The 26,096-nt window shown below is 39.8% G+C and carries 24 protein-coding genes; 10 read left to right on the forward strand and 14 right to left on the reverse strand.

What is annotated here, in order from left to right; genetic code table 11:
* The first annotated feature begins 2 nt into the window (after positions 1-2).
* Positions 3-143, forward strand: a complete 141-nt coding sequence (locus tag L8106_RS31860; RefSeq protein WP_156803545.1) for a hypothetical protein — start codon at positions 3-5, stop codon at positions 141-143.
* A 10-nt stretch (positions 144-153) separates the two neighbouring features.
* Positions 154-1,008 carry an ABC transporter permease gene (locus L8106_RS00340; protein WP_009782150.1) on the forward strand — a complete coding sequence of 285 codons (855 nt, stop codon included), beginning with the start codon at positions 154-156 and terminating at the stop codon, positions 1,006-1,008.
* Positions 1,009-1,017: 9 nt separating this feature from the next.
* Here L8106_RS00340 and L8106_RS00345 read toward each other — a convergent pair whose 3' ends face one another.
* Both L8106_RS00345 and L8106_RS00350 read right to left on the reverse strand, forming a co-directional pair.
* Entirely contained in the window at positions 1,018-1,962 is a 945-nt protein-coding gene (locus L8106_RS00345; protein WP_009782151.1) for a class I SAM-dependent methyltransferase, read from the reverse strand.
* Between the two features lie 119 nt (positions 1,963-2,081).
* A complete protein-coding gene (locus tag L8106_RS00350; protein WP_009782152.1) occupies positions 2,082-4,160 on the reverse strand; it encodes a DUF1565 domain-containing protein in 2,079 nt (692 codons plus the stop codon).
* Positions 4,161-4,267: 107 nt separating this feature from the next.
* Between L8106_RS00350 and L8106_RS00355 the strand changes: the two genes are divergently transcribed.
* Entirely contained in the window at positions 4,268-5,350 is a 1,083-nt protein-coding gene (locus tag L8106_RS00355; RefSeq protein ID WP_009782153.1) for a thiamine phosphate synthase, read from the forward strand.
* A gap of 19 nt (positions 5,351-5,369) precedes the next feature.
* The gene (gene thiS, locus L8106_RS00360; protein WP_009782154.1) at positions 5,370-5,591 is read left to right on the forward strand and encodes a sulfur carrier protein ThiS; all 222 of its coding nucleotides are present in this window, start codon (positions 5,370-5,372) and stop codon (positions 5,589-5,591) included.
* A gap of 42 nt (positions 5,592-5,633) precedes the next feature.
* Here the strand turns inward: thiS and L8106_RS00365 are convergent, their stop codons facing one another.
* The 7 genes from L8106_RS00365 to L8106_RS00395 all read right to left on the reverse strand — a co-directional run bounded on the left by L8106_RS00365 (position 5,634) and on the right by L8106_RS00395 (position 14,264).
* On the reverse strand, positions 5,634-6,170 hold the full coding sequence (locus L8106_RS00365) for a universal stress protein (protein WP_009782155.1): 537 nt from the start codon (positions 6,168-6,170) through the stop codon (positions 5,634-5,636).
* A gap of 492 nt (positions 6,171-6,662) precedes the next feature.
* Complete coding sequence (locus tag L8106_RS00370) at positions 6,663-6,884, reverse strand: DUF4327 family protein (RefSeq protein WP_009782156.1); 222 nt, start codon at positions 6,882-6,884, stop codon at positions 6,663-6,665.
* Between the two features lie 234 nt (positions 6,885-7,118).
* Positions 7,119-7,949, reverse strand: a complete 831-nt coding sequence (gene mazG, locus L8106_RS00375; protein WP_009782157.1) for a nucleoside triphosphate pyrophosphohydrolase — start codon at positions 7,947-7,949, stop codon at positions 7,119-7,121.
* Positions 7,950-8,602: 653 nt separating this feature from the next.
* Positions 8,603-10,264 (reverse strand): S-layer homology domain-containing protein, encoded by a 1,662-nt coding sequence (locus tag L8106_RS29185; RefSeq protein ID WP_050779049.1) that lies wholly within the window; start codon positions 10,262-10,264, stop codon positions 8,603-8,605.
* A gap of 66 nt (positions 10,265-10,330) precedes the next feature.
* Entirely contained in the window at positions 10,331-11,017 is a 687-nt protein-coding gene (locus tag L8106_RS00385) for an endonuclease I family protein (protein WP_009782159.1), read from the reverse strand.
* 313 nt (positions 11,018-11,330) lie between these two features.
* Positions 11,331-12,512 (reverse strand): lipid-A-disaccharide synthase, encoded by a 1,182-nt coding sequence (lpxB, locus tag L8106_RS00390; protein ID WP_009782160.1) that lies wholly within the window; start codon positions 12,510-12,512, stop codon positions 11,331-11,333.
* 27 nt (positions 12,513-12,539) lie between these two features.
* Positions 12,540-14,264 carry an ABC transporter ATP-binding protein gene (locus L8106_RS00395; RefSeq protein ID WP_009782161.1) on the reverse strand — a complete coding sequence of 575 codons (1,725 nt, stop codon included), beginning with the start codon at positions 14,262-14,264 and terminating at the stop codon, positions 12,540-12,542.
* Between the two features lie 422 nt (positions 14,265-14,686).
* Here L8106_RS00395 and L8106_RS00400 point away from each other — a divergent pair, with 422 nt between their 5' ends.
* Positions 14,687-15,082 (forward strand): hypothetical protein, encoded by a 396-nt coding sequence (locus tag L8106_RS00400; protein WP_039895205.1) that lies wholly within the window; start codon positions 14,687-14,689, stop codon positions 15,080-15,082.
* 14 nt (positions 15,083-15,096) lie between these two features.
* Here the strand turns inward: L8106_RS00400 and L8106_RS00405 are convergent, their stop codons facing one another.
* From L8106_RS00405 to L8106_RS00415, 3 genes are all read right to left on the reverse strand, one after another.
* Positions 15,097-16,143, reverse strand: coding sequence for a glycosyltransferase family 2 protein (locus L8106_RS00405; RefSeq protein ID WP_009782163.1), 1,047 nt, complete (start codon positions 16,141-16,143; stop codon positions 15,097-15,099).
* A gap of 469 nt (positions 16,144-16,612) precedes the next feature.
* Positions 16,613-18,256, reverse strand: coding sequence for a glycosyltransferase family 39 protein (locus L8106_RS00410; RefSeq protein WP_009782164.1), 1,644 nt, complete (start codon positions 18,254-18,256; stop codon positions 16,613-16,615).
* 1,053 nt (positions 18,257-19,309) lie between these two features.
* Positions 19,310-19,792 carry an orange carotenoid protein N-terminal domain-containing protein gene (locus L8106_RS00415; RefSeq protein ID WP_009782165.1) on the reverse strand — a complete coding sequence of 161 codons (483 nt, stop codon included), beginning with the start codon at positions 19,790-19,792 and terminating at the stop codon, positions 19,310-19,312.
* A 395-nt stretch (positions 19,793-20,187) separates the two neighbouring features.
* Here L8106_RS00415 and L8106_RS00420 point away from each other — a divergent pair, with 395 nt between their 5' ends.
* Positions 20,188-20,610 (forward strand): EVE domain-containing protein, encoded by a 423-nt coding sequence (locus L8106_RS00420; protein WP_039895164.1) that lies wholly within the window; start codon positions 20,188-20,190, stop codon positions 20,608-20,610.
* A gap of 358 nt (positions 20,611-20,968) precedes the next feature.
* On the forward strand, positions 20,969-21,670 hold the full coding sequence (locus L8106_RS00425; RefSeq protein WP_009782167.1) for a tetratricopeptide repeat protein: 702 nt from the start codon (positions 20,969-20,971) through the stop codon (positions 21,668-21,670).
* 312 nt (positions 21,671-21,982) lie between these two features.
* Here L8106_RS00425 and L8106_RS31190 read toward each other — a convergent pair whose 3' ends face one another.
* Complete coding sequence (locus tag L8106_RS31190) at positions 21,983-22,150, reverse strand: glycosyltransferase (protein ID WP_083798353.1); 168 nt, start codon at positions 22,148-22,150, stop codon at positions 21,983-21,985.
* A gap of 262 nt (positions 22,151-22,412) precedes the next feature.
* Positions 22,413-23,075, reverse strand: coding sequence for an RNA polymerase sigma factor (locus L8106_RS00430; protein ID WP_050779055.1), 663 nt, complete (start codon positions 23,073-23,075; stop codon positions 22,413-22,415).
* Positions 23,076-23,228: 153 nt separating this feature from the next.
* On the opposite strand from L8106_RS00430, the gene L8106_RS00435 reads away from it, so the two are divergent.
* The 3 genes from L8106_RS00435 to L8106_RS00445 are packed head-to-tail and all read left to right on the forward strand — an operon-like array spanning position 23,229 to position 26,078.
* Entirely contained in the window at positions 23,229-24,107 is an 879-nt protein-coding gene (locus L8106_RS00435) for an ABC transporter permease (RefSeq protein WP_009782169.1), read from the forward strand.
* The gene (locus L8106_RS00440) at positions 24,107-24,973 is read left to right on the forward strand and encodes an ABC transporter permease (RefSeq protein WP_009782170.1); all 867 of its coding nucleotides are present in this window, start codon (positions 24,107-24,109) and stop codon (positions 24,971-24,973) included. Before L8106_RS00435 ends, L8106_RS00440 begins: the two co-directional genes overlap by 1 nt.
* Before the next feature lie 22 nt (positions 24,974-24,995).
* Positions 24,996-26,078 (forward strand): PotD/PotF family extracellular solute-binding protein, encoded by a 1,083-nt coding sequence (locus L8106_RS00445; protein WP_009782171.1) that lies wholly within the window; start codon positions 24,996-24,998, stop codon positions 26,076-26,078.
* Positions 26,079-26,096 lie beyond the last annotated feature (18 nt).

A 26,096-nucleotide genomic window follows, 5' to 3' on the forward strand; every position in this document is an offset into this window, starting at 1 on the left:
AGATGGGGAGATGGGGAGATGGGGAGATGGGGAGATGGGGAGATCGCCAGATGGGGAGATGCCGAGATGGGGAGATGGGGAGATGGGGAGGAATTACTTCTGAACTTTTCCGATGGGCGATTGCCAGACTTGATCTAACTTAATAATTTTCTCATGCAACAAGATTTAAAACAATCACATCAAAATGAGGATATTCCAATAGAAATGAGAGACACCAAACCGAAATTAAAGGTTTCTTGGCAGGTCATTTTTGTGGGATTGATGTTTTTTTATATGTACCTGCCGATTTTTGTTTTAACGTTTTATAGCTTTAATAAATCTCGGTATAGTGCGGGATGGCAGGGATTTACATTAGAATGGTATACTAAACTGTTTCAAGATACTCGCATTTTATCGGCGCTACAAAATAGTGTAATTGTGGCATTTTCTGCGGTGGGAGTATCGGCAGTGATTGGGACTTTAATGGCGGTGGGATTGGCTCGGTTTCGATTTCGAGGAAAAAGTTTATATCAAGGGGTTTCCTATTTACCGTTAATTGTTCCTGATATTGCGATCGCTGTTTCTACATTAGTTTTTTTGGCGGCGGTGGCAATTCCTTTAAGTATTTGGACTATTGTTTCGGCTCATATCGTCTTTTGTTTGGCTTATGTGGCGTTAGTGGTTTCGACTCGTTTAGCGGATCTCAATCCTCATTTAGAAGAAGCAGCTTTAGATTTAGGGGCGACTCCGGTGGAAGCGTTTATTCAGGTTTTATTACCGGAATTAATGCCTGGAATTTTATCGGGTTGTTTGCTAGCTTTTGTGCTGAGTATGGATGACTTTTTAATTGCGAGTTTTACGGCGGGAAGTGGCGCCACAACGTTACCGATGGAGATTTTTAGCCGCATTAGAACGGGTGTTAAACCGGATATTAATGCCTTGAGTGTTATTTTAATTATCGGTTCGGGATTTGTGGCTTTTATTGGTGAATTTTTGAGAACTCAAGGCGACAAGAAACGTCAAGGCTAACTTTGACTTTTAGGGTTTAATCCCAATGATTGTACGATGACGGGGATCACTCGCAACAGTCGTTTTATACTCAAAACCGATGTCTTTTAAAGCGGCTTCTACCTCAAAGGTATAATAATCATCACTCCAAGGTTCGGTACTTTTCATTAGGGTAAACAACACAGGCGGTAAATTCTGAATAACGGGAGATTTGGGATTATTATCAACGAGGGCTAAACATCCACCAGGGCGAAGAATTCTCAAGACTTCTTGAAAGATATTTCGTGTAGCTTGACGGGGAAGTTCATGGATGAGAAATTGGAGGGTAACGACATCAAAGGAATTATCGGGGAAACCTGTATTTTCAGCGTTGGCGTGTTTCCATCTTATTTCCGCTTGAGTATCTTGGTGTTTGGCGACGGCTAACATATAAGGTGATAAATCTAAACCGATAGTCTGAACGTTGGGGTGAGAATTTTGTTGTAGATAATGATGTAAACTGCGGGTAGAAACTCCGACTGAACAGCCAATATCCAAGACATGATTAACCGATTTGGGGAGATAGTCTTGGAGAACTTGATGAAAACTAAAACGTAATCTCTCGTGGGCGGTTTCCCAAGTAATCTGTTCATTTTTCCAAACTCTCAACCCCATTGAATACGTTGCAGACTCGGCTTCAAATGCGGCTTTCCAACATAAGTTTCCGGCTTCGTAAGCATGAAAAGGTTTTTGATAGTAGTCGGGATAAATAATATTTTGATTGTTGATTTCTGAGAATATATTTTTAACTTCAGAGGCTGCTAATTGTTGATAATGTTTTCGCCAGGGAATGCCATTTTTTTCGGCTGTTTTAATTAAAACCTGTCGGGCTTGATGTTTCATTACGCTGTAAATGGGTGGAGTTTTAATCAACACATTCACCAATCGAGATAACACATCGCCCCCCGCCCAGTCTGGTTTTATTTTGACATTCATAGGTTAGAAAAAAAGTAAAAAGACACCCGAGAGTTTTATTAATTGAGAATAGATTAATTTTAAGTCAACTCGATCAAAAGACCTCTAGATTCTTCGCGTTGCTCAGAATAACAACAGACTTAGTTGTAGGATTCAAGTTTAGCTCGAACTCCATTTCGATTGAGCAATTGTATCACTTCGTCGGCTTTATAACGACTTTGAAAAGCACCAGCTTGAATAATTGAACGTCCTCCAACCACTGTCCGAAACGCATCGGGAACTACCCTTCTCACCTGTCGATAAACCCGTTCACTATTGTTCTCAATCACAACCCGATACTGTAAACTTCCTCTCAAAGCTGTTCTCAGAGGAGTCAACTGACGGGTCGCCGGACTCGCAGAAGGCCCAGTATTCAACCCGGTGGGAAGATACCCCTCACCGCTAATCGGAATGCCAGAACCCGGAACAGGTAATACACCCGTGCTGAACGCCTGTGGGGATGTATTTTGGGCGGGATAGGGATTCAACACTCGTCCGTTTTCAGGGGGCGGAACCGTGATGGGAATGGCGGTAGACTCATTGGTGGGGCTTGAGGAGAGGTTGGAAAGTATTAGGGGTTTGTTGGGAGAGGGATTTGACCGACGAGTAACGGGGGGCGGTGTCGAAATCGGTTGAGTTTCTGGAGGGGGAACCGCAATAGACACGGGGCGAGGGGTTTCTGCGGAACGACGACGATTGCGGGTGGAAGGGCGAGAAGTGGATGGTTCTGGGACAAAAACAGGTAAGGCGGCGCTGGTATTAATCGGAGAAATGGCAGAGGGGTTATTAGAAGCGGTTGAACGGTCAGCAGAGTCGTCACTAATGCGGCTAGCGAGGAGTTGTTGGGCGATGGGAGAGGGCGCATCTGGGGCGGTATAGTTACCGCTAACTTGAACTGAACCTGTGGTATTGGCGAGGGTCAGTTGATTTCCGTAGGCTTGAATAACTTGGGTTTTAGTCCCGTTGTTGATGTCATAACGGCCATTACTGCGAATCACATTTTGACCCGGTTCGCTCGTTGTTCCTAAGTCGGGTAAGGCGGTGGCGATCGCCACAATTCCATCTCGTTCGTTGCGTTCGATATAATTATCTCTTAAAATCGGACGGGCGTTGGCTTGGATAACTACACCATCTTTATTAAAAATAATCCGATTTCCGGCAATAAACGGAGCGGCATTTTGGGAGATATTAATTCCAAACCCAGTATTTTGAAATTCATTATTGCGAATTTCAGGGCGAGAGGAACCAAACACTGTAATTCCATTGGCACCATTGGCGCTAAAATTATTTTCTTGAATTAAAGGCGCCGCTGTCCCGACAATGGAAATCCCATCATGGGTATTCCCTGTAAACGTGTTGTTGGAGACAATCATCGAAGTCGATTCCACCCATAATCCATACCCTCTAGGATTGGGATTTGTGACTGTCACCCCGCTAATTCTTGCCCCGTTGGCACCGAGAACCGCAATGTCTTGTTTGGCAAAGGTGCGACTGGTATAGAAACCGCCACCCGAGATGATAATCCCTTCTCCGCGAGTGTTGGGGTTTCCTTGAACGGTGATATTGGGTCGCAGCATCAGGGGAAACTGTTCGCCTGTTTGGGCGCTGTAGGTTCCCGGTGCGAGGATAATGGCGGTATTGGGTTGAGCCAGGTTGAGCGCTTGAGTAATGGTTCTCAAGGGAGACTGTTGGGAACCGTCCCCGCTATCATCTCCGACTGAAGCACTCACGTAAATAATATTACTGGGAGTATTGGGAGACTGGGGGGTTTGAGCCACTTGTTGGGTGAGCAACGGTTCTGCTAATGTCTCTGTAGGAGCTATACCCAGGTGAAAACCGGTTAGAGCAACGAGCAAAAGCGAGAGTCTTTGAAATCGAGAACTCCATCGCCGATGAGTAGACTCATAGTTGAGATTAGAGCGATGAAGTTTAGAACGTTTAGTCAAGCTCAACTTTTGATGATCAAGCTTGAGATTGAGATTGTGTGAGGTAAATTCACAGTTGCGGTGGGATGCTGAACTCACGGCGGTACTCCGACAAACTGTTGTAGAATTGCAAAATTTAACGAAAAATTGGAATTGCGTCATCCGTTCACAGCCTTGAAAGGGCGGTGCTTGCGTATGACTCGATTCCCGAGTCAAGTATGCCCTATTATGGGACGCTTTAAAAGCTTCGGTCATTTTATATCGTTAAGAATTTTTAAGGTATGTACTCTCCAAAAATCTGATATAGTAGCCTGCGGTTCTTTTGTAATCGGGTAAGGTAAATACAGATTGAGGTGGGTTTGATGGCCGATCAACAAAGTTGGGATAAACGGGTACAGCCCGCCCTCTATCGCATTCTAGACGCAAATTTAGATCGCGCTCGTGAGGGATTGAGAATTATTGAAGAATGGTGTCGCTTTGGACTCAATAGCGCGGAGTTGGCGGAGGAGTGCAAACAGTTACGACAAGAATTGGCTCACTGGCATACGATGAAATTGCGTCTATCTAGAGATACTCCCGGTGACTTAGGGACGGAGTTAACTCATCCCCAAGAAGAAAAACGCGATGGAATTGATAGCGTATTACAGGCGAATTTCTGCCGCGTAGAAGAAGCTTTACGGGTACTGGAAGAATACGGCAAAATTTATCATCCCGATATGGGTGTCTCGTTTAAGCAAATGCGCTATCGAGTTTATACTCTCGAAAGTCGGTTATTGGCTTATCAACGGTATCAACTCCTTGATGATGCTTATTTGTATTTAGTGACTTCTCCATCGGATAAAATGTTCTCGATAGTGGAAGCTGCTCTGCAAGGTGGCCTGAAATTGATACAATATCGAGACAAACAAAACGATGATGAAACTCGGCTTCAAAATGCTGAAAAACTTTGTGAACTTTGTCATCGGTATAATGCTTTATTTATTATGAATGATCGCGTCGATTTAGCGATCGCTTCTAACGCCGATGGAGTTCATCTCGGACAAAAAGATATTCCGATTAGTTTAGCTCGTCAGTTACTCGGCCCGCAACGAATTATTGGACGTTCAACCACGAACCCCCAAGAAATGCAAAAGGCAGTTGAACAGGGTGCGGATTATGTTGGAGTTGGGCCTGTGTATGCAACCCCGACGAAAGCGGACAAACCTGCTGCGGGCTTAGACTATGTGCGTCATGCGGCTCAAAATTGTACAATTCCTTGGTTTGCTATTGGGGGAATTGATATGAATAATTTTGATGATGTGATGTCTGTTGGCGGAGAACGAATTGCGGTTGTTAGAGCGATTATGCAAGCCGAACAACCAACATTAGTGACGCAATATTTTCTGTCTCAACTCACTCGTGTTCAAACGTTACGGGCTTACAATATTTTACCTAATCCTTCATAAAGTTAACCGTTCAACTCCGATGTCTGATCAAATACAACTTCAGGTTAATGGAGACGTAAAAACCTGTTCTCCTCACACCAAATTACCTAATTTTTTAGAGCAAATGGGGTTAAATCCCCGTTTGGTAGCTGTGGAATATAACGGCGAAATTTTGCATCGACAATTTTGGGAAACCACAGAGATGAAAGCGGGAGATATTTTAGAAATTGTCACCATTGTTGGTGGGGGAATCACAATTTAATCAATGCTTTTTAGTCTAATTATCAGGGGTCTGAATTTAAAGTTAATTAAAGATCGCTTGAGCGTTTGAAACTGATAGTTTTTCAGGACAAGGAATTCCGGTGTGAATCATAAACACAGAACAAGAGGCGTTATTCAAGACATAACTACTGACGCGCCGTGAGAGAAATTCTGACCATTTGAAGCGGTTTCGTCGTCCGATCATCACTAAATCTGCACCCCAATGTTCAGCTTGCTCACAAATTGATGCACTCGGATGTCCGACTTGATATTTGTATTCTACGGAAACCCCTTGAGAGATTGCCTGATCCCGATAAGCTTGTAAACTGTGACGAACTTTGTCTACTTCCTCGCTCCAACTGTCTTGACAAAACTTTTGTAGGGTTTTGTGTAAGTTGATATTTCCTAATGCTCCAATTCCCACTAAAGGATTGATTGTTTCTTCGTTTTCCCAAGAAATACAATGAAATAACATCAATTTACTTCGTTCTGTTTTGGCGAGTTTGAGAGCTTCTTGAAAAACTGTTGCTGCTTCTAAACTTGAACAGTCTAAGGCGACTAAAATTTTCTGAAAAGCCATGATTTTTTCCTCTCTTAATATTAGATATTGATCTTGAACTCTATCTTTAAAAATGTAAACTTTTGCTCAAAGTGAGATTACACAGATACCCGGTATCCATTTTTCACTTCTAGATTTGAGCCGTGCATCTAACGATAAACTGAGTTTGTGAGCGGGTTTGATCGGAAGGAGATTTTTTAGGAATAAATTCAGATTTGAACGGATAATTGGTAGCCTAATCTACAGATCCATTTATAACTTATCTTCATTGTGACCGAAAATGGAGATTTTAGATAGCTATTTTTCAGTTTATTTACAAACTCTTGTCAAAACCTATACTGTGTAGTAGTTAATGACAACTCTCAATTTTTAAGGCTGAGAATTTTCTCTCATAAAAGAAAAAAAATAACCCAAAAACTCTGGGTTAGACATAATTTCAACTTATACAAATTGATAGAATTTTATTGACTGTTTTTCTCTAAACAGATAAAATCTTGTGGTTATAAAATTGGGTTAGTCTTCCCGCCAATCCTCAGAGCCAATCAAGTCAATAATCCGATCTCGTAGTAAAAAGTCGTGATCTTCTAATTCACACTCAACGCATTCCCAGTCTCGGGCTGAAATATATTGACAAAGGGTGTAAATGGGTTGATGACAGCCAACAACGCCCTGACAAACAAGCTGACGGGCTTCATCTTTGATTAGATCAATGGAATAAACTTTGGTTTGAAGCATTGTTCATCTCTCTCCCCTGATATTAAAAGAACTATCTAACGCCATTTCAACTCCGAACAGAACTCAAGAACAAAACGGCTGGAAATCAAAATTCAATTTCCAACTCAATTGTCCTCGATATTGAGCATTTTTATCTATTTACTTTAAGATTGTTAACACAAAGTTTCTATCGCTTAAATTAGCAATCTACTCAAGGTTTGTGTTAAGCTGTAGCTAGAAAGATAAAATGGGTCGTTATTTTGCCAGTTGAGCTTTAGCGGCTTGCCAAAGGGCTTCTAATTCTTCTAAGGTGTAGTCCGATAAAGGACGATTACAAGCTTGTTCCAGTAAAGAAAATCGCTGAATAAATCGCTGATTCGTACCTTGTAACGCAGCTTCAGGATCAAGTTCAGACCATCGCGCTAAATTCACCAAAGTAAATAAAATATCTCCTAGTTCCGCTTGTTGGTTAGCTTTTTCCTCATACAAAAGAGCGTGTTTAAACTCAGCTAATTCTTCGCGAAACTTCTCCCAAACCCCCTCAATATTATCCCACTCAAACCCTACAGATGCCGCTTTTTGAGAGATTTTCATCGCCCCCATCAACGGTGGAAGTTGACGCGCATACCGACTCAGTTTAGACGATAACAGTTGAGTTTCTGGGTTTTCTCCCTTTTCTACCGCTTTAATTTTTTCCCAATTTTCGTGAACTTCTTCGACTGTTTCTACCTCAACTTCTGCGAATACATGAGGATGACGACGAATCAACTTTTCGGTAATGCAATTGGCGACATCTTCAAGCGAAAATTGTTGAGACTCGCTAGCAATTTGGGCTTGTAAAACCACCTGAAGCAATAAATCTCCTAACTCCTCCGCGATCGCTTCTACATCACCACTGCGGATAGCATCCACCACTTCATAGGCTTCTTCAATGACATAAGGAGTCAAGGTTTGAGGCGTTTGGGCGAGATCCCAAGGACAACCCCCATCCGGCGATCGCAACTGGGCGACAACATCAATTAAACCTTGTAAAGCAGTTAAAGTTGGGGATAAAGCTTGAGGATGAGAGTTTTGAGATTCAGACATGATTGGGTATTATAGCACTATTAGAAAAGGTTAAAACATATTCTTGAAAATGGGTAGGGTACATCAAACCATTATTTTTTATTTCTCCCATCAAATTATTTGAATTTGGCGCACCCGACGAAGTTAATAATAAATATGTAGGGTACATCAAACCATTATTTTTTATTTCTCCCATCAAATTATTTGAATTTGGCGCACCCGACGAAGTTAATAATAAATGGGTAGGGTGCATCAAACCATTATTTGGTTATCTTGCCAACAAATTTCCCGAATTTGATGCAGCCGACGAAGTTAATAATAAATGGGTAGGGTGCATCAAACCATTATTTGGTTATCTTGCCAACAAATTTCCCGAATTTGATGCAGCCGACGAAGTTAATAATAAATGGGTAGGGTGCATCAAACCATTATTTGGTTATCTTGCCAACAAATTTCCCAAATTTGATGCAGCCGACGAAGTTAATAATAAATGGGTAGGGTGCATCAAACCATTATTTGGTTATCTTGCCAACAAATTTCCCAAATTTGATGCAGCCGACGAAGTTAATAATAAATGGGTAGGGTGCATCAAACCATTATTTGGTTATCTTGCCAACAAATTTCCCAAATTTGATGCACCCTACTGGAAACAAACCCGGTTTTTGATGAGGATCTTAATAAGATGAATTCCAGATAAACACTCCCTCAGAAGTCGCCATAGCAAATAAATTCCCCTGTGGGCTAAATAAACTCTGTTTAGCATTATAAATTGTCAGAGGAGAAATATTAGGTGGGAAAACCAAATCAAAAGTATCATTGTTTCCGACATAAAAAAAGTTAGCCCCTGCGACTGTACCACTAGCATAGTAAGTTCTTCCATCGCCAGAAAGAGTTCTGTTTTCACTGGTTCGATCTACAGGTAAGTCAAAGTTAAATAGTAACATTGCCGTTGACATATCCCAAACTCGAACATTAGTAGAAATGGGAAAACCACCAGTAAAATCTAAAACTACACTCAGTAAAAATTGACTATCTATACTAAATGTAATATTATCAACAGTTTTTTCCTCATTCAATGTATACAGTAATTCACCTGTGCTAATATTCCAAACTTTAACTTCTCCTTGAGTGTTATAAGTTGCGAATTTTTGATTGTCGTGACTAAACACCAATTGCGATAATCTCGGAGAAATTGTTAAAGTTTGAATTGTTTTACCCTGCTGAATATTCCAAAGTTGAATGTCTCCATAATCAGAGTTTTGAGGATCAATACTTCCGGCAAAAGTTGCTAAAATCTCTCCATTTTGGCTAAATTCTATTAGAGTCAAAAAGTTTTCGTCTAAAACAAAATAATCCAAAAATTGGTTTTTTTCAAAGGTTTGAATAACTTTACTCGTTCGATTTAAAAGTTTAATGCTGAGTTCTTTTTTCTCGGTGTCATAAACATAGAATGCGATAACTTCTGCTGTGTTATTGAGGGCAAAACTCAGATAAATTTGATTATTTTCCTCTGCAATTGTCTCTAAAGAATTTCCTGTTTTAACATCCCAAAGTGTGATTCCAGTTTGAGGCTGATAACTTCCTAGAACTTGTTCGTTATAACTCCATTTAATTGCGGTTGCAGATTGAGATAATTTCCGAGCAAATTTATTGTTTTTCCAGGGGTTAGCTGGAGGAAAATCAGGAGAAATTAGCGGTTCAGTAATCAAGAAAGAATCGACTCGATCTATTTGTCCCGGTTGTAAACGAGATTGAGCAATAAAAACAGCAGTTTCCGCTCTTGTTGCGGGTTGATTGGGGGTAAGTTTTTTTAGACTCCTATTAGGATCACGAACAATAATTCGCTGTTCTAAAGTTGCTGCAACGCCAGAATTTGCATAATTTGGAATCTCTGCAAAATCTTCAAACAATTGACTCAAAGAGTTGATCAGTTGAGGATTTGCTGATAAATTTAACCCACTGGCTAACGCCACTAATGCTTGCACTCGGGGAATGTTTTCTTGGGGCTTAAATACTCCGCTCGGATAACCCGAAAGAAACCGCCGTTCATAAGCCCAACGGATAGCTTCAAACCCCCAAAAACTGGAGGAAACATCGGAAAAATTGATCGCCTTTCGTTTGGATGGAGTATCAGGAAATGCTCTTTTTAAAGCGGCTGCAAATTCCGCCCGAGTCATTAAATTATCGGGTTTAAACTTGCCATCAGGATAACCATTAAATAAACCTGAATATCCTAACTCTTTCAGACAGTTTTCTGCCCAATGATTTTTAATATCTAACCAGATTTCATCGGGAGTTAGAAGATTAAAAGGTTGTTCTTTATTTTCGGAGTTCATTATTTTATTTTGATTAAATGTTGCTTTTAGAGACACGCTATAACGCATCTCTAAGTTGCTTTTATATTAGTCTTCCGGTAATTTTTTGAGATTATAACAAGAAATTAAATCGGAATTATCGATGAAAGGATTTCGATTTCCTTGGAGTTTTTCGATGCGATCATTACGAAGTCGTTCCGCTTCATCTACCGGGTCAGCACAATGCCAAGCCGTTAATAAGTCTTTCAGTTGATCGTCACCACCAGGAGGCGCAATTTTAGCCCCATATTCTTTGTTCATATAAAAGATAGAACGAGCAATATTTCCACGGGAGACTGGGCGAGGTTCAACTAATTCTTGTTTCCCATTCAGTTCAAAATCACAATCTTGAATGATTGAATTTCCAGGGATAATAGCAAAGCTATAACTGGATCGTTTGCTGTTATAATAGCTTAAAGACGGATAGAGATTATGTAAATCTGCTTCCATCCGATTAAAGCGATCGCTCACTTTTCGACATTTTTTGCGAGACGTTCCCGCACACCCTGCGGCTTCTTTCATCCAAGAGGCAGGATAAACGTGTTCAATATTAAAAGAGCGATCGCCAGGGGTGAATTTTTCCCCACAATACAGTTCTTCTCCGCCTTTTGAATAGAGTTCTCCCCAAAATAAATCTTGGGCTTTACTATAGTTACGAATTTGAGTTTGATCGGCTAAAGCTGGAGTTGTAAACGACAAGATCAGCAATAAAAGAATAGTCGCTAGAGTTCTCATAAGTTAAGGTTTTTTAGAGTTGAGGATGCAAGAGCGTTGGTTTGTTCAACAGATGTGATCGCTAAACTTTCTGTCTACTTCGAGGTGATGTCGAGTCTTACCGGAAGAAAAATCTGAATTCAATTTTCAGTTTTACTTTTAGGAGTAAAAACAACAGGCGATCGCAGACTTGCAGTAGTATAATCCAATTCGATCACGAAAAGATCAGTGTTAAAATTTTTAATTAGAGGTGAAGGTTATTGCTCTTAAAAACGATTCCCCCTAGTGTTTGATATCCCTCAATACAGATTTCAATCAAGAGGATAAAAAACCATTATTGTTCTAAAAATACACAGTTTATGATTTCAGATGCAGCCCGAGCACACACTCCTATTTCTCCTAAAGATTGTCGCATTTCTTGATAGTCTGCTTGCATTTGTTGGCGACGTTGAGGATTATTTAAAAGTTCCATAACTTCTAATACAATCCTTGACGGTGTAGCTTCTTCTTGTAGTAATTCAGGAACAATAGATTTCATTTGAACTAAATTCGGGGGTGACATAAACGGAATCGAAAATTTCAAGAGATGTCGAGCGATCCAAGCAGTCACCCGACTGACGCGATAAATGACAACTTGCGGAACATTTAATAACGCAATCTCTAAGTTAACCGTTCCTGATTTTGTAAGCGCTAAATCTGCACTGGCTAAAACATTTAAAGTCTGATTTGGATCAATGTCAGTCGGGACTAATTTAGCATTTAAACCGTATTTTTGAATTGACTTTTCAATGGAATCTTGGTATTCTGATAATGAGAGAGGAATCCAAAACCGAACTTGAGGCAATTTAGACTGAATAATTTTTGCCGCCTCAAACATGACAGGCATTAAATACTTAATTTCTTGCCAACGGGAAGCAGGTAATAATGCGATCGCTATTTCATCGGGTGGAATTCCTAAGATTGTTCTGGCTTCTTCTCGACTAGGAGCGGTTTGCATCCGATCAATTAAGGGATGACCCACCCAAGTTACATTTGCCCCTTTTTCTTGAAAATAACGGGCTTCTTCGGGAAATATCGCTAACAGTCGGTTTGTAATTTTGACAATTTCAGCCGTATTTTTAGACCCCAAAGACCACACCCATTCTTGGGGAGCGATGTAGTAAATAATCGGAATTTCAGAAAAATGACGACGGATATAATTGCCAAGATTAATATTCGGCCCCATGTAGTCAATTAATACCACTAAATCAGGCTGATTTTGTTGTAAAGAGTTCTGAATTTGTCGCTGAATTTTGAGACTGGGAAATATATAAGGCAAAGATTCTAAAATTCCCACTGAACCAATACTCGCTGTATTTCCTAACAATTTTGCTCCGGCTTTTTCCATCCGAGTTCCGCCTAAAGCCATAATTTCTAATTCTAGACCTAAATTGGCGGCTTGACGATAAAGGCTTTCAATTAACATCGCCCCTTGCAAATCACCCGACACTTCACCTGTACTGATTAAAATTTTCATTTAAGTTAGGAAAATAAAAACAAATATTTAACTAAATTGTTGAGCATAATAGCGAGCATATCGTTCCCCTTTTTCTAATAACTGATTGTGGGTTCCTGTCTCCACAATTTTACCTCCTTCGATCACTAAAATACGATTTGCCCGTCGTACTGTTGCCAAACGATGAGCAATAACAAATACAGTTTTATTATTCATTAATCGTTCTAATGCTTCTTGAACTAAAGCCTCTGATTCTGAGTCTAAAGCAGAAGTTGCCTCATCTAAAATTAAAATTCTGGGGTTTAATAATACAGCCCGAGCAATTGCAATTCGTTGTCTTTGTCCTCCTGATAAATTTACTCCTCGTTCCCCCACTAAGGTTTGATATTCATCTGGAAGTTGAGAAATAAACTGATGTACATTGGCGATTTCTGCGGCAGTTTGTACCTCTTTTAAATCATAATAAATTTGACCGAAAGCAATATTTTGAGCAATCGTTCCTGAGAATAAAATCACCTCTTGGGGAACAATACCAATTTGTTTTCTTAGACTACTCAGAGTCACTTCTCGAATATTGACACCATCAATTAAAACTTGACCTGCTTGGGGATCATAAAATCGAGGGAGTAAGTTCACTAACGTTGTTTTTCCAGCCCCAGAAGCCCCGACTAACGCCACCATTTCTCCGGGTTGAACCGTTAAATTGAGGTTGTTTAAGATCGGTTTTTCAGAGATATAAGCAAAGTTAATATTTTGATATTCTACTTTTCCTTTAACAACTGGAAGTATAGTCGCGTCTGATCTTTCTCTGACTGTGGACTGAATGGCTAAAAGTTCAAAGAGGCGATCACACGAGGCTTCTCCTTGTTTAAATTCACTATAATTACTGGTCGTTAACGCAATCGGATCTATTAATAAAGCAACAGCCGTCACATAACTAATAAATTCAGTTCCAGTTAAGTTATTTTGGGAGATTTGCCACCCTCCCAACAAGAACAAAAACACAATACTCATTGCTTCTAAAAAACCAACCACCACAAACTGAATCGCTTTAATTTGTTCAGCCCTAAATTTGGCGCGTCGGTTGTATTCTGATTCCAGTGTAAAACGAGAAATTTCGTAGTCTTGAGCGGAAAAAGCTTGTACTAAACGAATCCCATTGAAAACTTCAGTTAAGAGTGAAGCGAGGTTAGAAGTGCGAGTTTGACTATGGCGACTAAAAGTTAGCAACTTTTCCCCAAACCACCCAATTAAAACCGCCATTAACGGAGCAATAATTAAAGTACCGAGAGTGAGTTGCCAGTTAATATAAATCATGTACCCCAACACCACAATAAGCTGTAAAATGCAGGGGGTAAACTGATGAAAGAATTTATAAATCACTTCACCAACCCGATCAATTTCTTCAGTGAGACGGTAGGAAAGATCGCCAGTTTTTGCGGTTTCAAAATAACCGACACTGAGTTGATGGAGATGGGTATAAACCTGTTTTCTGAGATCCAGGGCGATCGCTAACGCCGCTGAAGCCATTAACGTATCTTGACCATATTGAACCGTACCGCGAATCAGAAAAATAATTGCCGCTAAACCTGCAAATTGGCCGATCGCATTTACATCACCCTGGCCAATATAACCAGCAATTTCACCAACCAGCCAAGCCAGCAACGGCCAAAATGCCGTAAAACCAAGTGTACAGGCTAAAGCTTTGGCGATCGTTTGCCAGTGGGGGCGGAAAAAGGGGAGAAGTTGCCAGTAAGAAGACGACTGTTTCAAGTTGCGTTCGCCAAAAGAACGGCTATTAGGATTAGCTTTTCAGGATTTGTCCGTTCTGTCAATGAAATAGATTTGACGATCCCAATCAACTGTTATACAGTCCAATTTGAACAGATTACTTTCCCGATTTCCCCATCCCTCAAATTTGAGTTCAACGAGTGCTTGCGGATCTATTCTAGAAGAATCAGGAAAATGAGTTTAATCTAATCAAAACCATCAGTTTATTTAATTTTGCAGTGCAATAGGCGACTGACTGGGGGATTGACCGATCCAATGATTACAGAATGATTACAGAATGTTCAATAATGGGTTTCTCTAATTTGTTAATAAATGTTAAAGTAAAAAAAGTAAAAGCTGAAAACCTTGTCCCTGAGCCTAGCGAAGGAGCTGCAACAGAGGACTTACTGTATAAAGGACTTACTATGCTACCTCAACCGATTTTCGACAATCGCGCTCTCAACGAATCATTCTATCAAGCTTTAGTCAATCGTTTTCACGACTCTTTGAACCTCGCGACCCAAAGCCGACTCGGAGAATGTAGTTATGGTATGGTTCCGAGTCCAACTGGAGTTATGACCTTTATGATCATTGCTCCTTCTCGCCTAATTGCAGAACAATTGGTTCAAGAGATCGGGATCATTTTGCAGCGAGTCAGCACCCTGATGGCAGGTATAGGACAAGTTGGAGTATGTATTGCTCCTTCCCAAGAAGCAGGAGAGTGTTCAGACTCATCGAAACAATCTGAACACTCTGATCAAGTTCCACCTCGTAATATGGCTTGTAAAATCTTTCCCATTACTTCAGACTTAGATCCTTAAGCCTTGATCCTCAGCTAAGAACGCGGGGTGAGATGCTGAGATTTGGAGTTTTTTGTCGTCACTACTTCTCGAACTCGATAAATAGGTCGATTTTGAGACTCGTGGTAAGTTCGCATCAACACCTCAGCTAAGAGGCCAAAGCTGAACAGTTGAATACCCGTTAGAGTGAGTAAAACAGCGAGGATCAACAGAGGACGATCACCAATACTCTGACCTAAACCGTATTTGAGGAACGTCAAGTACATTCCAGAAAGAACCCCAATTAACAGCGAAAGCATACCCAGTAACCCAAAGACGTGCATGGGCCGAGTCAGGAACTTTTTCATAAAAGAAATCGTTAACAAATCCATCACAACTCGGAAGGTACGATCCAAGCCATACTTGCTGTGACCGAACTGACGAGCATGATGACGCACAGGTATTTCTGTAATTCTCGCCCCTTCAATGACGGCTAAAGCGGGTAAAAATCGGTGTAACTCTCCATAGAGTTTGAGATCGGCCGCCACCTCAGCCCGGTAAGCTTTCAAAGAACATCCATAGTCATGAAGTTTGACATCTGTCATCCGTCCAATGATCAAGTTGGCAATTTTTGACGGAAGTAATCGCGTTAAAGCCTTATCCTGTCTGTTTTTACGCCAGCCACTCACCACATCGTAGCCTTCATTGAGTTTATCTAGCAGCATGGGAATATCTGCCGGATCATTTTGCAAGTCCCCATCGAGGGTAACAATCACCTCACCCCGAGAATGATTAAATCCAGCCGACATCGCCGGAGTTTGTCCATAGTTGCGTCGAAGAATCACCGCTTTCAAAATGGGATTAGTCGCGGCGAGTTTTCGGAGAAGATCGGTTGATCCATCTCGGGAACCATCATCAACACAAATCAATTCATAGGTTAAACCGGTTGGATCTAAGCTGTTTTGAATAGCCTCAATTAGTCTAGGAAGACTCTCAACCTCATTGTAAATCGGCACAACAATAGAAATTTGAGGGGTTTCGAGAGTTTCTGGGGAGAGAGGGTGAGAGGAGAATGGCTCTACGGAGGTGGGTAAACTATCCATAAGTTGTTACTTCAGCAATCAATGACGGGTTGAGGTTTAGGTGTTCAACAGAATTATAAATTATGAATTATCAATTACAAATTGATGACCTGAAAGTTTAGGGGAAATCCAACGAATGATCAGTGATCAATTATCAATTCTGAAAATTGGAGAATCGAGAGGAGAACAGAGATCTCTATCCTTGCCTCAATCAATCTCGCGCTTCTGAACGCGATTGGGCACCGGCTGTGGTACTTGAATTGAATTCAAGTGAACAGACAAGTTCGGCAATTCTACATTCATAATTTTTTTCCCTTTCATTATTCAGAATTCTACATTCATAATTGAGTTAAACTCTGTCTATAAAAAGCGGCTGATCTGTATTCAATCAAGCCGTGAGTTGATGCGAACTGAAACAGTCTGTGATTTTGTATGGAGAAGTTGAGAAATAATGAAATTCTCAAGCAACGCCTTATTTACGAGTGTAACTCTAGGAGATATTACGAGAACGATTTTCCTCGCTAGATTGAGTCGAGGTTGTTTGAACAGAATTCAGTGTTCTTAGAGATACACCAACCCAAGATGCTTCTATACTTTTGAACACTTGACTATCTTTGACCTCAAACGATTCTCCGAGCAAAATCTGGGTTAATTGATCCATTTCGGCCGTTTGTTTGCAATAAGACCAACATAATAACCAAAGGCGATTAGGAGTTGAGGAAGATTCACCCTCGCCTTGTTGCACCAGAAAAGCCTTTTGATCGGCTTGGAATTGGGGAATTTGATCTTTCGGCCCAACACGGTAGACAGGTTGTGAACCCTGATAGTAACGTTCAAAAGCATAGTCGTAACCTACAGGCGGAGCGTAAACCATAATCACATCTTTAGGCTGCTGATTGGTTGTGATTAGTTCAATTGCCCCTTTCCAATCTGTACGATACAGGGTTGTATAGTAAGCTGACACCCCTCCGCCCACAGCGACAAAATAGGCAACTGCTACAACGATACCTAAAAATCGTCGCCAATGCCAAATGATGACAAAACCTGTTGCTAAGAGAATCAGGAGATACGGATCAACAAATAGCAAGTAACGGGGCTTCCAAATCGGATTGGAAATGTAGGAAATAATCAGTGTACAGGCAATCGGTAAGAATCCCCAGGCCGCTACCCAACGCAATTTTTCCGAACGTTGTGGGTCGGCAAACAAAGAGTACAATGCCACACCCATCACCCCAATTAACACCAAGGTAAAACCTGCATAAAACAGAAGTGTCAAAGTTTGAGTCGAGAATAGATTGCCCAAGAGGGAAGTGTCGCCCAGCTCGTTGTTTTCCAGTACAATTTCATTCGACTTGAGCAAATGTCTCATCGGCCAATAAACCGTCATTTGGGTCAGTTCACCCAGAACTAAAACTAAACCCGGCTTAGAATACTCAGCAACGGTTTCTTCCATATACTCGCCATATTCACCTCCGGCAGTCATCGACAACACCACAGGTAAAAACGCAAGACAAATCAACACCATGCTAAAAGCCGACACCAAAAACCAATGAAGTTGTTTGCGGTATTGCCAAGCTAATAAAATCGTATCGGGTAATAAAATCAAGACATTATTGGCATTACTGAGTAGCAAACCAATTCGTGCCACGACCCACAGACCCAAAGCCAGATAAGTTGGACGTTCTAGGAAATGACACAGGGCTAAAGTTCCCGCGACACTCAAGAAGGTAATCAGACCATACATCCGAATTTCTTGAGCGTGGTTGAGAAATAGGGGCGATAATGCCATGATTAAGGCAGCAATTACTCCTGTAGCTTGACCCACTACCCGACAGCCCAGCCGATAGGTCAACCAAATTGCACCCAGCGCAAACACAACAGACATTGACCTCAGCCAAGCGTCACTGCTTCCCAACTGCATCCAAAACTTGAGCAGCATATAGAACAGAGGACGATTGTAGGGAAAGCTGAGTTGAAAATTTTCGGAATCCCGGATACTGAGCATTTCATCATACAGTACACTCTCGGTACCGAGTTGATACAAACGCAGCACAATCGCTAATCCCATAACAATCGTGATGGGAAGCCACTGTTTAATTGAACTGTCTTTCAATAAAAATTTGCTGTTGTACATTAGGATGTCTATACCAAGTTAATGATGAACTTGAAACTCAGGCATTTGGTGCAAATGTAGCCTTTTAAAAGAACTTTGGAACTTTAACGCTAAATCAACCGACGATCAGCGCTATGTCTATTGAGTCTATTGGCGATGTGTAATCCCTGTCTCTTGACTCTGACCAATAACTTAGAGTTTTTAGCTCTTGACTAGATGCTGTCAGAGTACAACTGAATCTCAATCCCTTATTTCTGTTTTACTCTAAATCTTTCATAGCTCCAAATCATGATTGAAAATTGGTTTCAATATAGAACCTCTTAGGCAAATGCTGAAGGCTTCTCTCGGGATGCTTTCATCAGAGAGTGGATGCCAACTCAGTTGAATTGTTTTGACATCTTCAAGCGTGGGAAGTGTTGGACTTTTGCTTCTGATTGGCAGAACTTAATTGGACAACTCCTTTTTCTATCCCACACTTTTTTCGAGCAATATTATAACAAACTTGAGATATTTTTTACAGTTGATAGTTTTCCGGTTTAACGGTGCGAAGTTACTCAACTCAGAACTCAGGCTTATTCCCGCAGATACTTTACAATAACTTTAAAAACAGCGACAAGTTTAAAGCTATTGTAAAAATGGAGATCCCAAGAAAAAGTCGATCAATAATGAGTTCAGTATTTTCTCTGAGTTGATCATAACTTTATTCCAGATTATATAACTTAAAGATTCTGTAAAAATAGTTGATGGTATCAATTCTCAGATTTCTATGTTGTTAGCGACTCTCGATGGAAACCCCCCTTTGGACACTAACGAATTCTCTATTGTTGCCTAATCAATCATTTCACGTTCTTTAAACTTTTTAGATCACCATCAAACTCTTAGGGTGTAGTGAGTGCGCCCGATGTTTTGTGATTGAATTGATCAGAAAGCAAGCAAATTCCCGGCTTCTCTAGAAAACCGGGAGTGATGAGCATTAAATTCTACAATTCCAATGGAAGAATTTGAGGTGACAATTCTCAGCTTAGGAATATCTAACCTCAGAATCTATCCATTTGGGAAAGTGAGAATAATCAATTATATTTTTCCCGGAGATGTTTGTTGAGAACCTGTCGGAGAAACAACCTTCCGGAAAAAGGTAATTTGTTGCTCAAAGTCTAAGGTTTCTATTGCCGCTAACAAGGTATTCGCTTTTTGATCGAGTTTATAACCCTCGGGCATCGGAACGATTTCTCCAGTTTCCATTCCCTGAGCTAAACGATACCACAATAAAAGCTTAGTATTATCGCTTAAGGCACCATATTCACGGGCAATTTGATTGTTGCTTTGTTCCAATAAATCCCGTTGAATTTGGAGTTGATCATCGCGAGAGAGTTCTTTGATTTGATTATACAATCCCTCTGCTATCGGGGGTTCGGCTGCTCCTGGAGCGGCAGGTGTGATCGAACTTCCCATTTTTTTATATAGAAACCACAACAGCGCAAGTTGAGTATCAGTTGTAAAACCTTTAAACTCATTTAATGCGGGAGTAACATCATTTTTGAGTTGAGCAAATGTCATAGAATATCCTCCTATTTAATATCAAAAAAGTTGGAATATGGTCAAAAACCAAAATTAAAAAGTTGTAACTTAACCAACCTGTTACATATCTTAATAAATATAAATTCTCCTCTCATCCTCCTAGAGTAAGAGAGATCAATTAGAAAAACAAATGCTTGTTGTCAAAGTGAAATAAAGTATCTATTCAACGACAAGCATCCCCCAAAAGAAAGATTATTTACTAAAGTCGAGTTGATCACAATCTTTGATTAAATCTGATTCCAGACAAAATAGAAATAATAATCAATGAACGCACAGACTCATTTTCGAGGGTTGATGGCAGAGTAAAAAGATGAGATAGTGACAATACGACTTAAATCAGTTACCCTACAAAAGTCAAGTATAAAAGTTGAATCGTGGTATACTGGCTATTCCAAGGAAATCCTAAATATTATCGAGTCCTCAACGCGATCGCTGACTTTGAACAGATGCCCTGGTTAGTGACGCGCTACGGTAAGGAAATGAATATCGGTGAGGGGGTTTTAGTTTGGGTTTCCGGAAAAGAAGCCGGAATTTATGCTACAGCGGAAATTGTCTCTCTAGCTGAGAAATTAGAGGATATACCGGATCGCAATTACTGGATCGATAAAAGTCGTTTAGGAATCAAACCGCAAGCGATCATACGCTTTACTGCTAAATTCATAGAAAAACCGTTATTGCGGGAACAATTAAAACTCGATCCCGTCCTTAAAGATTTACTGGTAATTCGCGCCCCCAATAGTACAAATTTCAAAGTGACTCCTCAACAGTGGCAACGAGTTCATCAAGTGTTATCATAAAAAACATTAAAGTAATTTACTTCCTCCCTAAAACTCGTATAAATTATCGTGAGTTTAAGTTATACAGGTTGAGAGAGGTAGTCCCTTAAATCTATGCCCATCGGGCAGATAACACGCTTTTAAAGATTCAATAATATAAGATTTTTCTGAATCTGTAAACTCTCCGGATTATAGAGATAAATCTTGGAGAATAGATACAGATGTGGGTAAAAATCTCAGCATCAGAGTTGAAGAATATCAGGGTAATCCAATTAACTTTCTAATTCAACTTATCACATTGCTCAGGGAACAGCTTACTGCATAAACGCTTTAGTTTAGCACATAACCGTATGAATTCTGTAAGTTCCTAGAGAAAATAATGTCTCAAATTATCACAACCCCTGAAATTACGCCATTACCTGGCGGTGGCTTTCTATTTCGAGGCGCGACTGAACAACCTAATAGTTTCCTGGGTTCAAATATTGATTACTATTGTAATCGCGCTCAGTCATTGACTGGAAATGATGAACTTGAAAAAGCAATTATTGCTTGTGCCAATTTTTTAAATTCTTTACAAGTTGATAGTGACTTTTCTCGAATTATTGACTATCTTAATCAAACCTATATTCATCTCGGGAATACTTTAGTTGAATCAAAACAATATCAAAAAGCAGAACCTTATTATCACAAATCGCTGCAAATCAATCCTCGATCTGATCAAGCAGTAAAAGCTGATCGCAAAGCCATAAAACTACAGCCAGATTTACCAAGAGTTTATGAAAAAGTAGGGGCTGCTTTGCAACAGCAAATGCGACTTTATGCAGAAGAAGCAGTTAATTTATATCGTCAAGCTATACAGCAAAATCCAGAGGATGTAGAACTGTACCATAAAGCCTTAGAAATTCAACCCAACAACGCAGAGTTATATTTGCAATTATGTCAGCTATTAGTAATAAAAAATGAATTAGACGAAGCTATTATTTTTTATAATATGGGATTGCAAGCTGACTCAGCAAAGTCAGATTTATCTGCAAAATTTGACTTAATGGAGTTAGGAAATAGTTGTTACCCCGTTGGCTAACTGTTCCTATTGCTGCCGAAGCAGGCTCACCCGAGTAGAAAATAATTTTTTATAAACAATAAATATTACTTCAAGCATTTAGGCTTTACTACTCCTAGATTTAACCACCGTCATCCGTCGCAATAACTGTTTCCACTCTAGAAGACTGTTTAAATTACGAACTTCAAACTTTTATCCCTTCTGTAAAGAAAACTCACTCCAACTTTTTACCCAGTGAGACACCGTTTTAGTGCGCGAGAAAGAGGTATATTTCAGAGACTTTTGTAAACAATCAACCATCTGATTCCTCCTGAGTCTCATTTCCTTTGGCGTTCACATTCTGTAACTTGACGGACTCCATTTCTCTAGACATCTGATGCAACTGAGTGTGGGATTATTCGTTTGATTCAATACACTTTCCACAGCTTGCCCGATATAATCCGGACAATTGTAGACTGGGATAATCACACTAACCCTTGGTTTCTCTGTCGGAAATCCCATTCAATCCCCATGCAGAAGTGTTGAACATCGCAAATGTTATTCAAGCGACACCAGTTTTAATAAAATGAGGGTAATAATTTTGTTTGATTCTATTTTAGGTTATCTTGAGTTAAAATTAAATCAAATTTACCTATGCTTTTAAAGATGCTTTGAAGTATCCGTCTTGCTGTGATTACAGTTTTTTCCCTCAAAAATCAATAGAATCTGTGAAACCTCAAGCCGATGAGAATTTGCAATCACTAATTGTTCAAGAAATTTTCAGTTAAGACTGAAGAACTTCTGACTTTCCATTTTGTTCGGAATTGATTAAAGGTTCATCCCAATAAATCCTACGAATATCTTCGGGTAAATTCTTCTGAAGTTGTTCATATCCCTGTTTGAGTACATCCTTAACTTCATTGGGGGAAATTGCTTCTCCTTCGGCTTGTAAATACGCTGCAATACGAGTTTCACTCCAATGAAATGTCTGCGCCATAACAACCGCCAAACGTAACAATGGATCGAGTTGATCTAAGGCTTGTCCTACATAACACCACAACGGCGAAGGTGCGGCTTTGAGAGAATATTGAATCGACTCAACCGGAGGAAGATCAGCGCGATTAATACAAATCGCTGTGATATTAATTAACCAATTTTGTAGGGTTGCTTCCCCTTGTATGTCTTGAGACTCTCGTAGGTTTAACCCTCGCATTTCATAAAAAATATGTCGCCAAGTCTGAGAAAATAAATACTCAGCTTGTACAGGCGATCGCACAGAATGACTCACCAATGTGTATACAATCAGCGCATAACGACAGAAAATAGTCACAAAATATTTCCCTTGATCTGGATGATTTTGAAACATCGTTAGCAACTCTTGATCGCTATGATGAGATAGCGACTTCACCAGGGGGTGATTTGATTCGGAGAGATGAAGCGTTTGCACCATCAGTAGAGATTTGTTCAAAATAGACTTAACTCTGCTGAATCATAGCCCATTTGCTCTCACAGATCAAGCCATAATTTTACTCACCCTTTGGATGCAGTTGTCACCGTAGAGATTACTCCTAAATTATCCTTCCTCTGTTACTCACTCCTAATGACTTTGTTACCGCAAAATCAGCCGAGTCCTAAATCGGTAGAAACCCGAAAACGGACAACTTTATTAATCCTCCTTTTACCCACTACAATTTGGCTATTTATTTTCTTTGTTTTACCGCTAATCTTTGTTCTAGTTTGTAGCTTTCTCCAACGGGGAACTTATGGCGGAATTAACTGGATATTTACCCTCGATAACTATCAACGTTTAATCAGTCCTTTGTATTGGGGTATATTTTGGCAATCGCTTCAACTTGCGGCTTTAACGACTATTGTTTGTTTAATGATCGCTTATCCCTTAGCCTTTTTTATTGTAACTCGTCCTGAACGGTGGCGTAATATTCTTTTAGGCTTAGTGATTATCCCCTTTTGGACAAACTTTTTAGTTAGAACCTATGCTTGGATTGTCATTTTAGGGAACGAAGGTGTGATCAACTCTATTTTACAAAGTTTACAATTGATTGATGAACCGATCAGTTTACTCTTTACCCCGTTTGCTGTTATTATTGGTTTGATTTATGGCTATCTACCTTTTATGATATTACCCCTTTATGCAACATTAGAACGTTTTGATTTTTCTCTCGTTGAAGCCGCCCAAGATTTAGGGGCAAATAATTTTAGGAGTTTTTTGCGAGTAATTTTTCCCTTAACTCGACGAGGAATTCTCGCCGGATCGATATTGGTTTTTATTCCCGCAGTCGGGGCTTTTATTACTCCCGATATTTTGGGAGGGGCAAAAACATTAATGGTCGGAAATCTAATTCAAAATCAATTCTTACAAGCGCGAAACTGGCCTTTTGGTTCAGCCTTATCAATGATTTTAATGGGAGTAATATTAATCCCAATTTTGATTTATTTACAATCTCAAACAAATGACTAATGATGATCAAATTACCTCCAATAAAACCAGGAACATACTGGCTATGGATACAAGCAACACTCGCCCTGGCTTTTCTGTATCTACCGATATTGATTTTAGTCATTTACTCATTTAACACCTCTCGATTTAACGCGATTTGGACAGGATTTACCCTCGATTGGTATCGAAGTTTATTCGGTCAAACGACTGAGACAACTGCTAACTTTTCCACCGTTAAAATTTGGCAAGCCTTAAATAATAGCTTAATTATTGCAGTAATTTCTACAGGAATCGCTACAATATTAGGAACAACTGTTGCCCTAGCCTTGGAACGTTTTCGGTTTCCAGGTGATCAAATCATTGCGGGGTTAATTTTACTTCCCATTATTATCCCTGAAATCACCCTAGCGATTTCTTTACTGGTCTTTTTCACCCTAATTTTTAGGATTATAGAAAATCTCACCGGAATTCGTTTAACTTTAGGATTACCCTCGGTTATTTTAGGGCATATTACCTTTAATATTGCATTTGTTATGATTACGGTTAGGGCGCGTTTAGCTGAATTAGATCCAGCTTTAGAAGAAGCCGCCCTTGATCTCGGGGCGAATGAATGGCGAACCTTTACCCGCATTACCTTCCCCTTAATTTTACCTGGAATTGTTAGCGGTGCCTTGTTAGCCTTTACCCTTTCTTTAGATGATTTTGTTATTACTTTCTTTAATACCGGAGTCGGCGCCACTACCTTACCTCTATTTGTTTATGGAATGATCAAACTTTCCGTAACTCCCGCTATTAACGCCCTTTCTACATTAATGCTATTCGCATCCTTGCTTCTTGTGCTATCCTCATTAACAATTAACCGTACTCAACCGACAACAAAACCTTAACTGTTCATATTCACTCAAAAAAATGAAACGACTTTTAACTTTTATTCTATTATTCCTTATTAGTGTACTCTTACCCATTGGTTGTACAGTCAGCAATTCTAACCTCTCACAATCGGGTCAAACAGGAGACAATATTCTCAATATTTACAATTGGTCTACCTATATCGCCCCGGAAGTTCTCACTCAATTTGAAGACGAATATAATGTTAAAATAAATTATGATACCTACGATAGTAATGAAAGCCTTTACGCTAAACTAAAGCCCGGAAATCCCGGTTATGATATTGCTTTTCCCGCCGATTATATGGTGAAAGTAATGATTGCGGAAAATCTGCTTGAAAAAGTTGATAAAAATAATATTTCCAATCTCAACAATATTGATGAAAAGTTTCTCAATCCCCCTTATGATCCCCAAAATCAATATAGCATTCCCTATCAATGGTTAACGATGGGAATTGGCTACAATATTAAAGTAACCCAAGCAGAAATTAACAGTTGGGCGGCATTATTCGATCCTAAATTTGCAGGAAAAGCAGCATTATTAGATGATATGCGTCACACCTTTGGGGCGGTATTAATTTATCTGGGTTATAATCCCAATACAACCAATCCCGAAGAAATCGAAAAAGCCAAAGAATTTTTAATTAAAAACCAGAAAAACATCAAAGCATTCGTTCCCGATACAGGGCAAAATCTTCTCAATCAAGGTGAAATTGATCTGACGATGGAATATAGCGGTGATTTGTTTCAAGTCATGGCTGAAAATCCAGATTTAAGATATGTTATTCCTCAAGAAGGAACGCTGGTTGCAATTGATAGCATGGTTATTCCTAAAAATGCACCCCATAAACAACTCGCCGAACAGTTTATTAACTTTATCCTTGAACCCGAAATTGGGGCAAAAGTCTCTAACTTTATTAACTATGCTTCACCGAATAAAATCGCTATCCAAGAAAAGTTAATTAAAGCAGAAAATCTAGAAAATCCCGGTATTTATCCTAGCCCAGAAGTCTTTGCAAAACTTCAGTATCTTGAAGATGTCGGAGAAGCAACCATTCTCTATGATGAAGCTTGGAACGAAGTCAAACTAAACTTTGGGACTTAGGATAATCTCATCCTTTAA

This window comes from Lyngbya sp. PCC 8106, assembly GCF_000169095.1.
Lineage (GTDB): Bacteria > Cyanobacteriota > Cyanobacteriia > Cyanobacteriales > Microcoleaceae > Capilliphycus.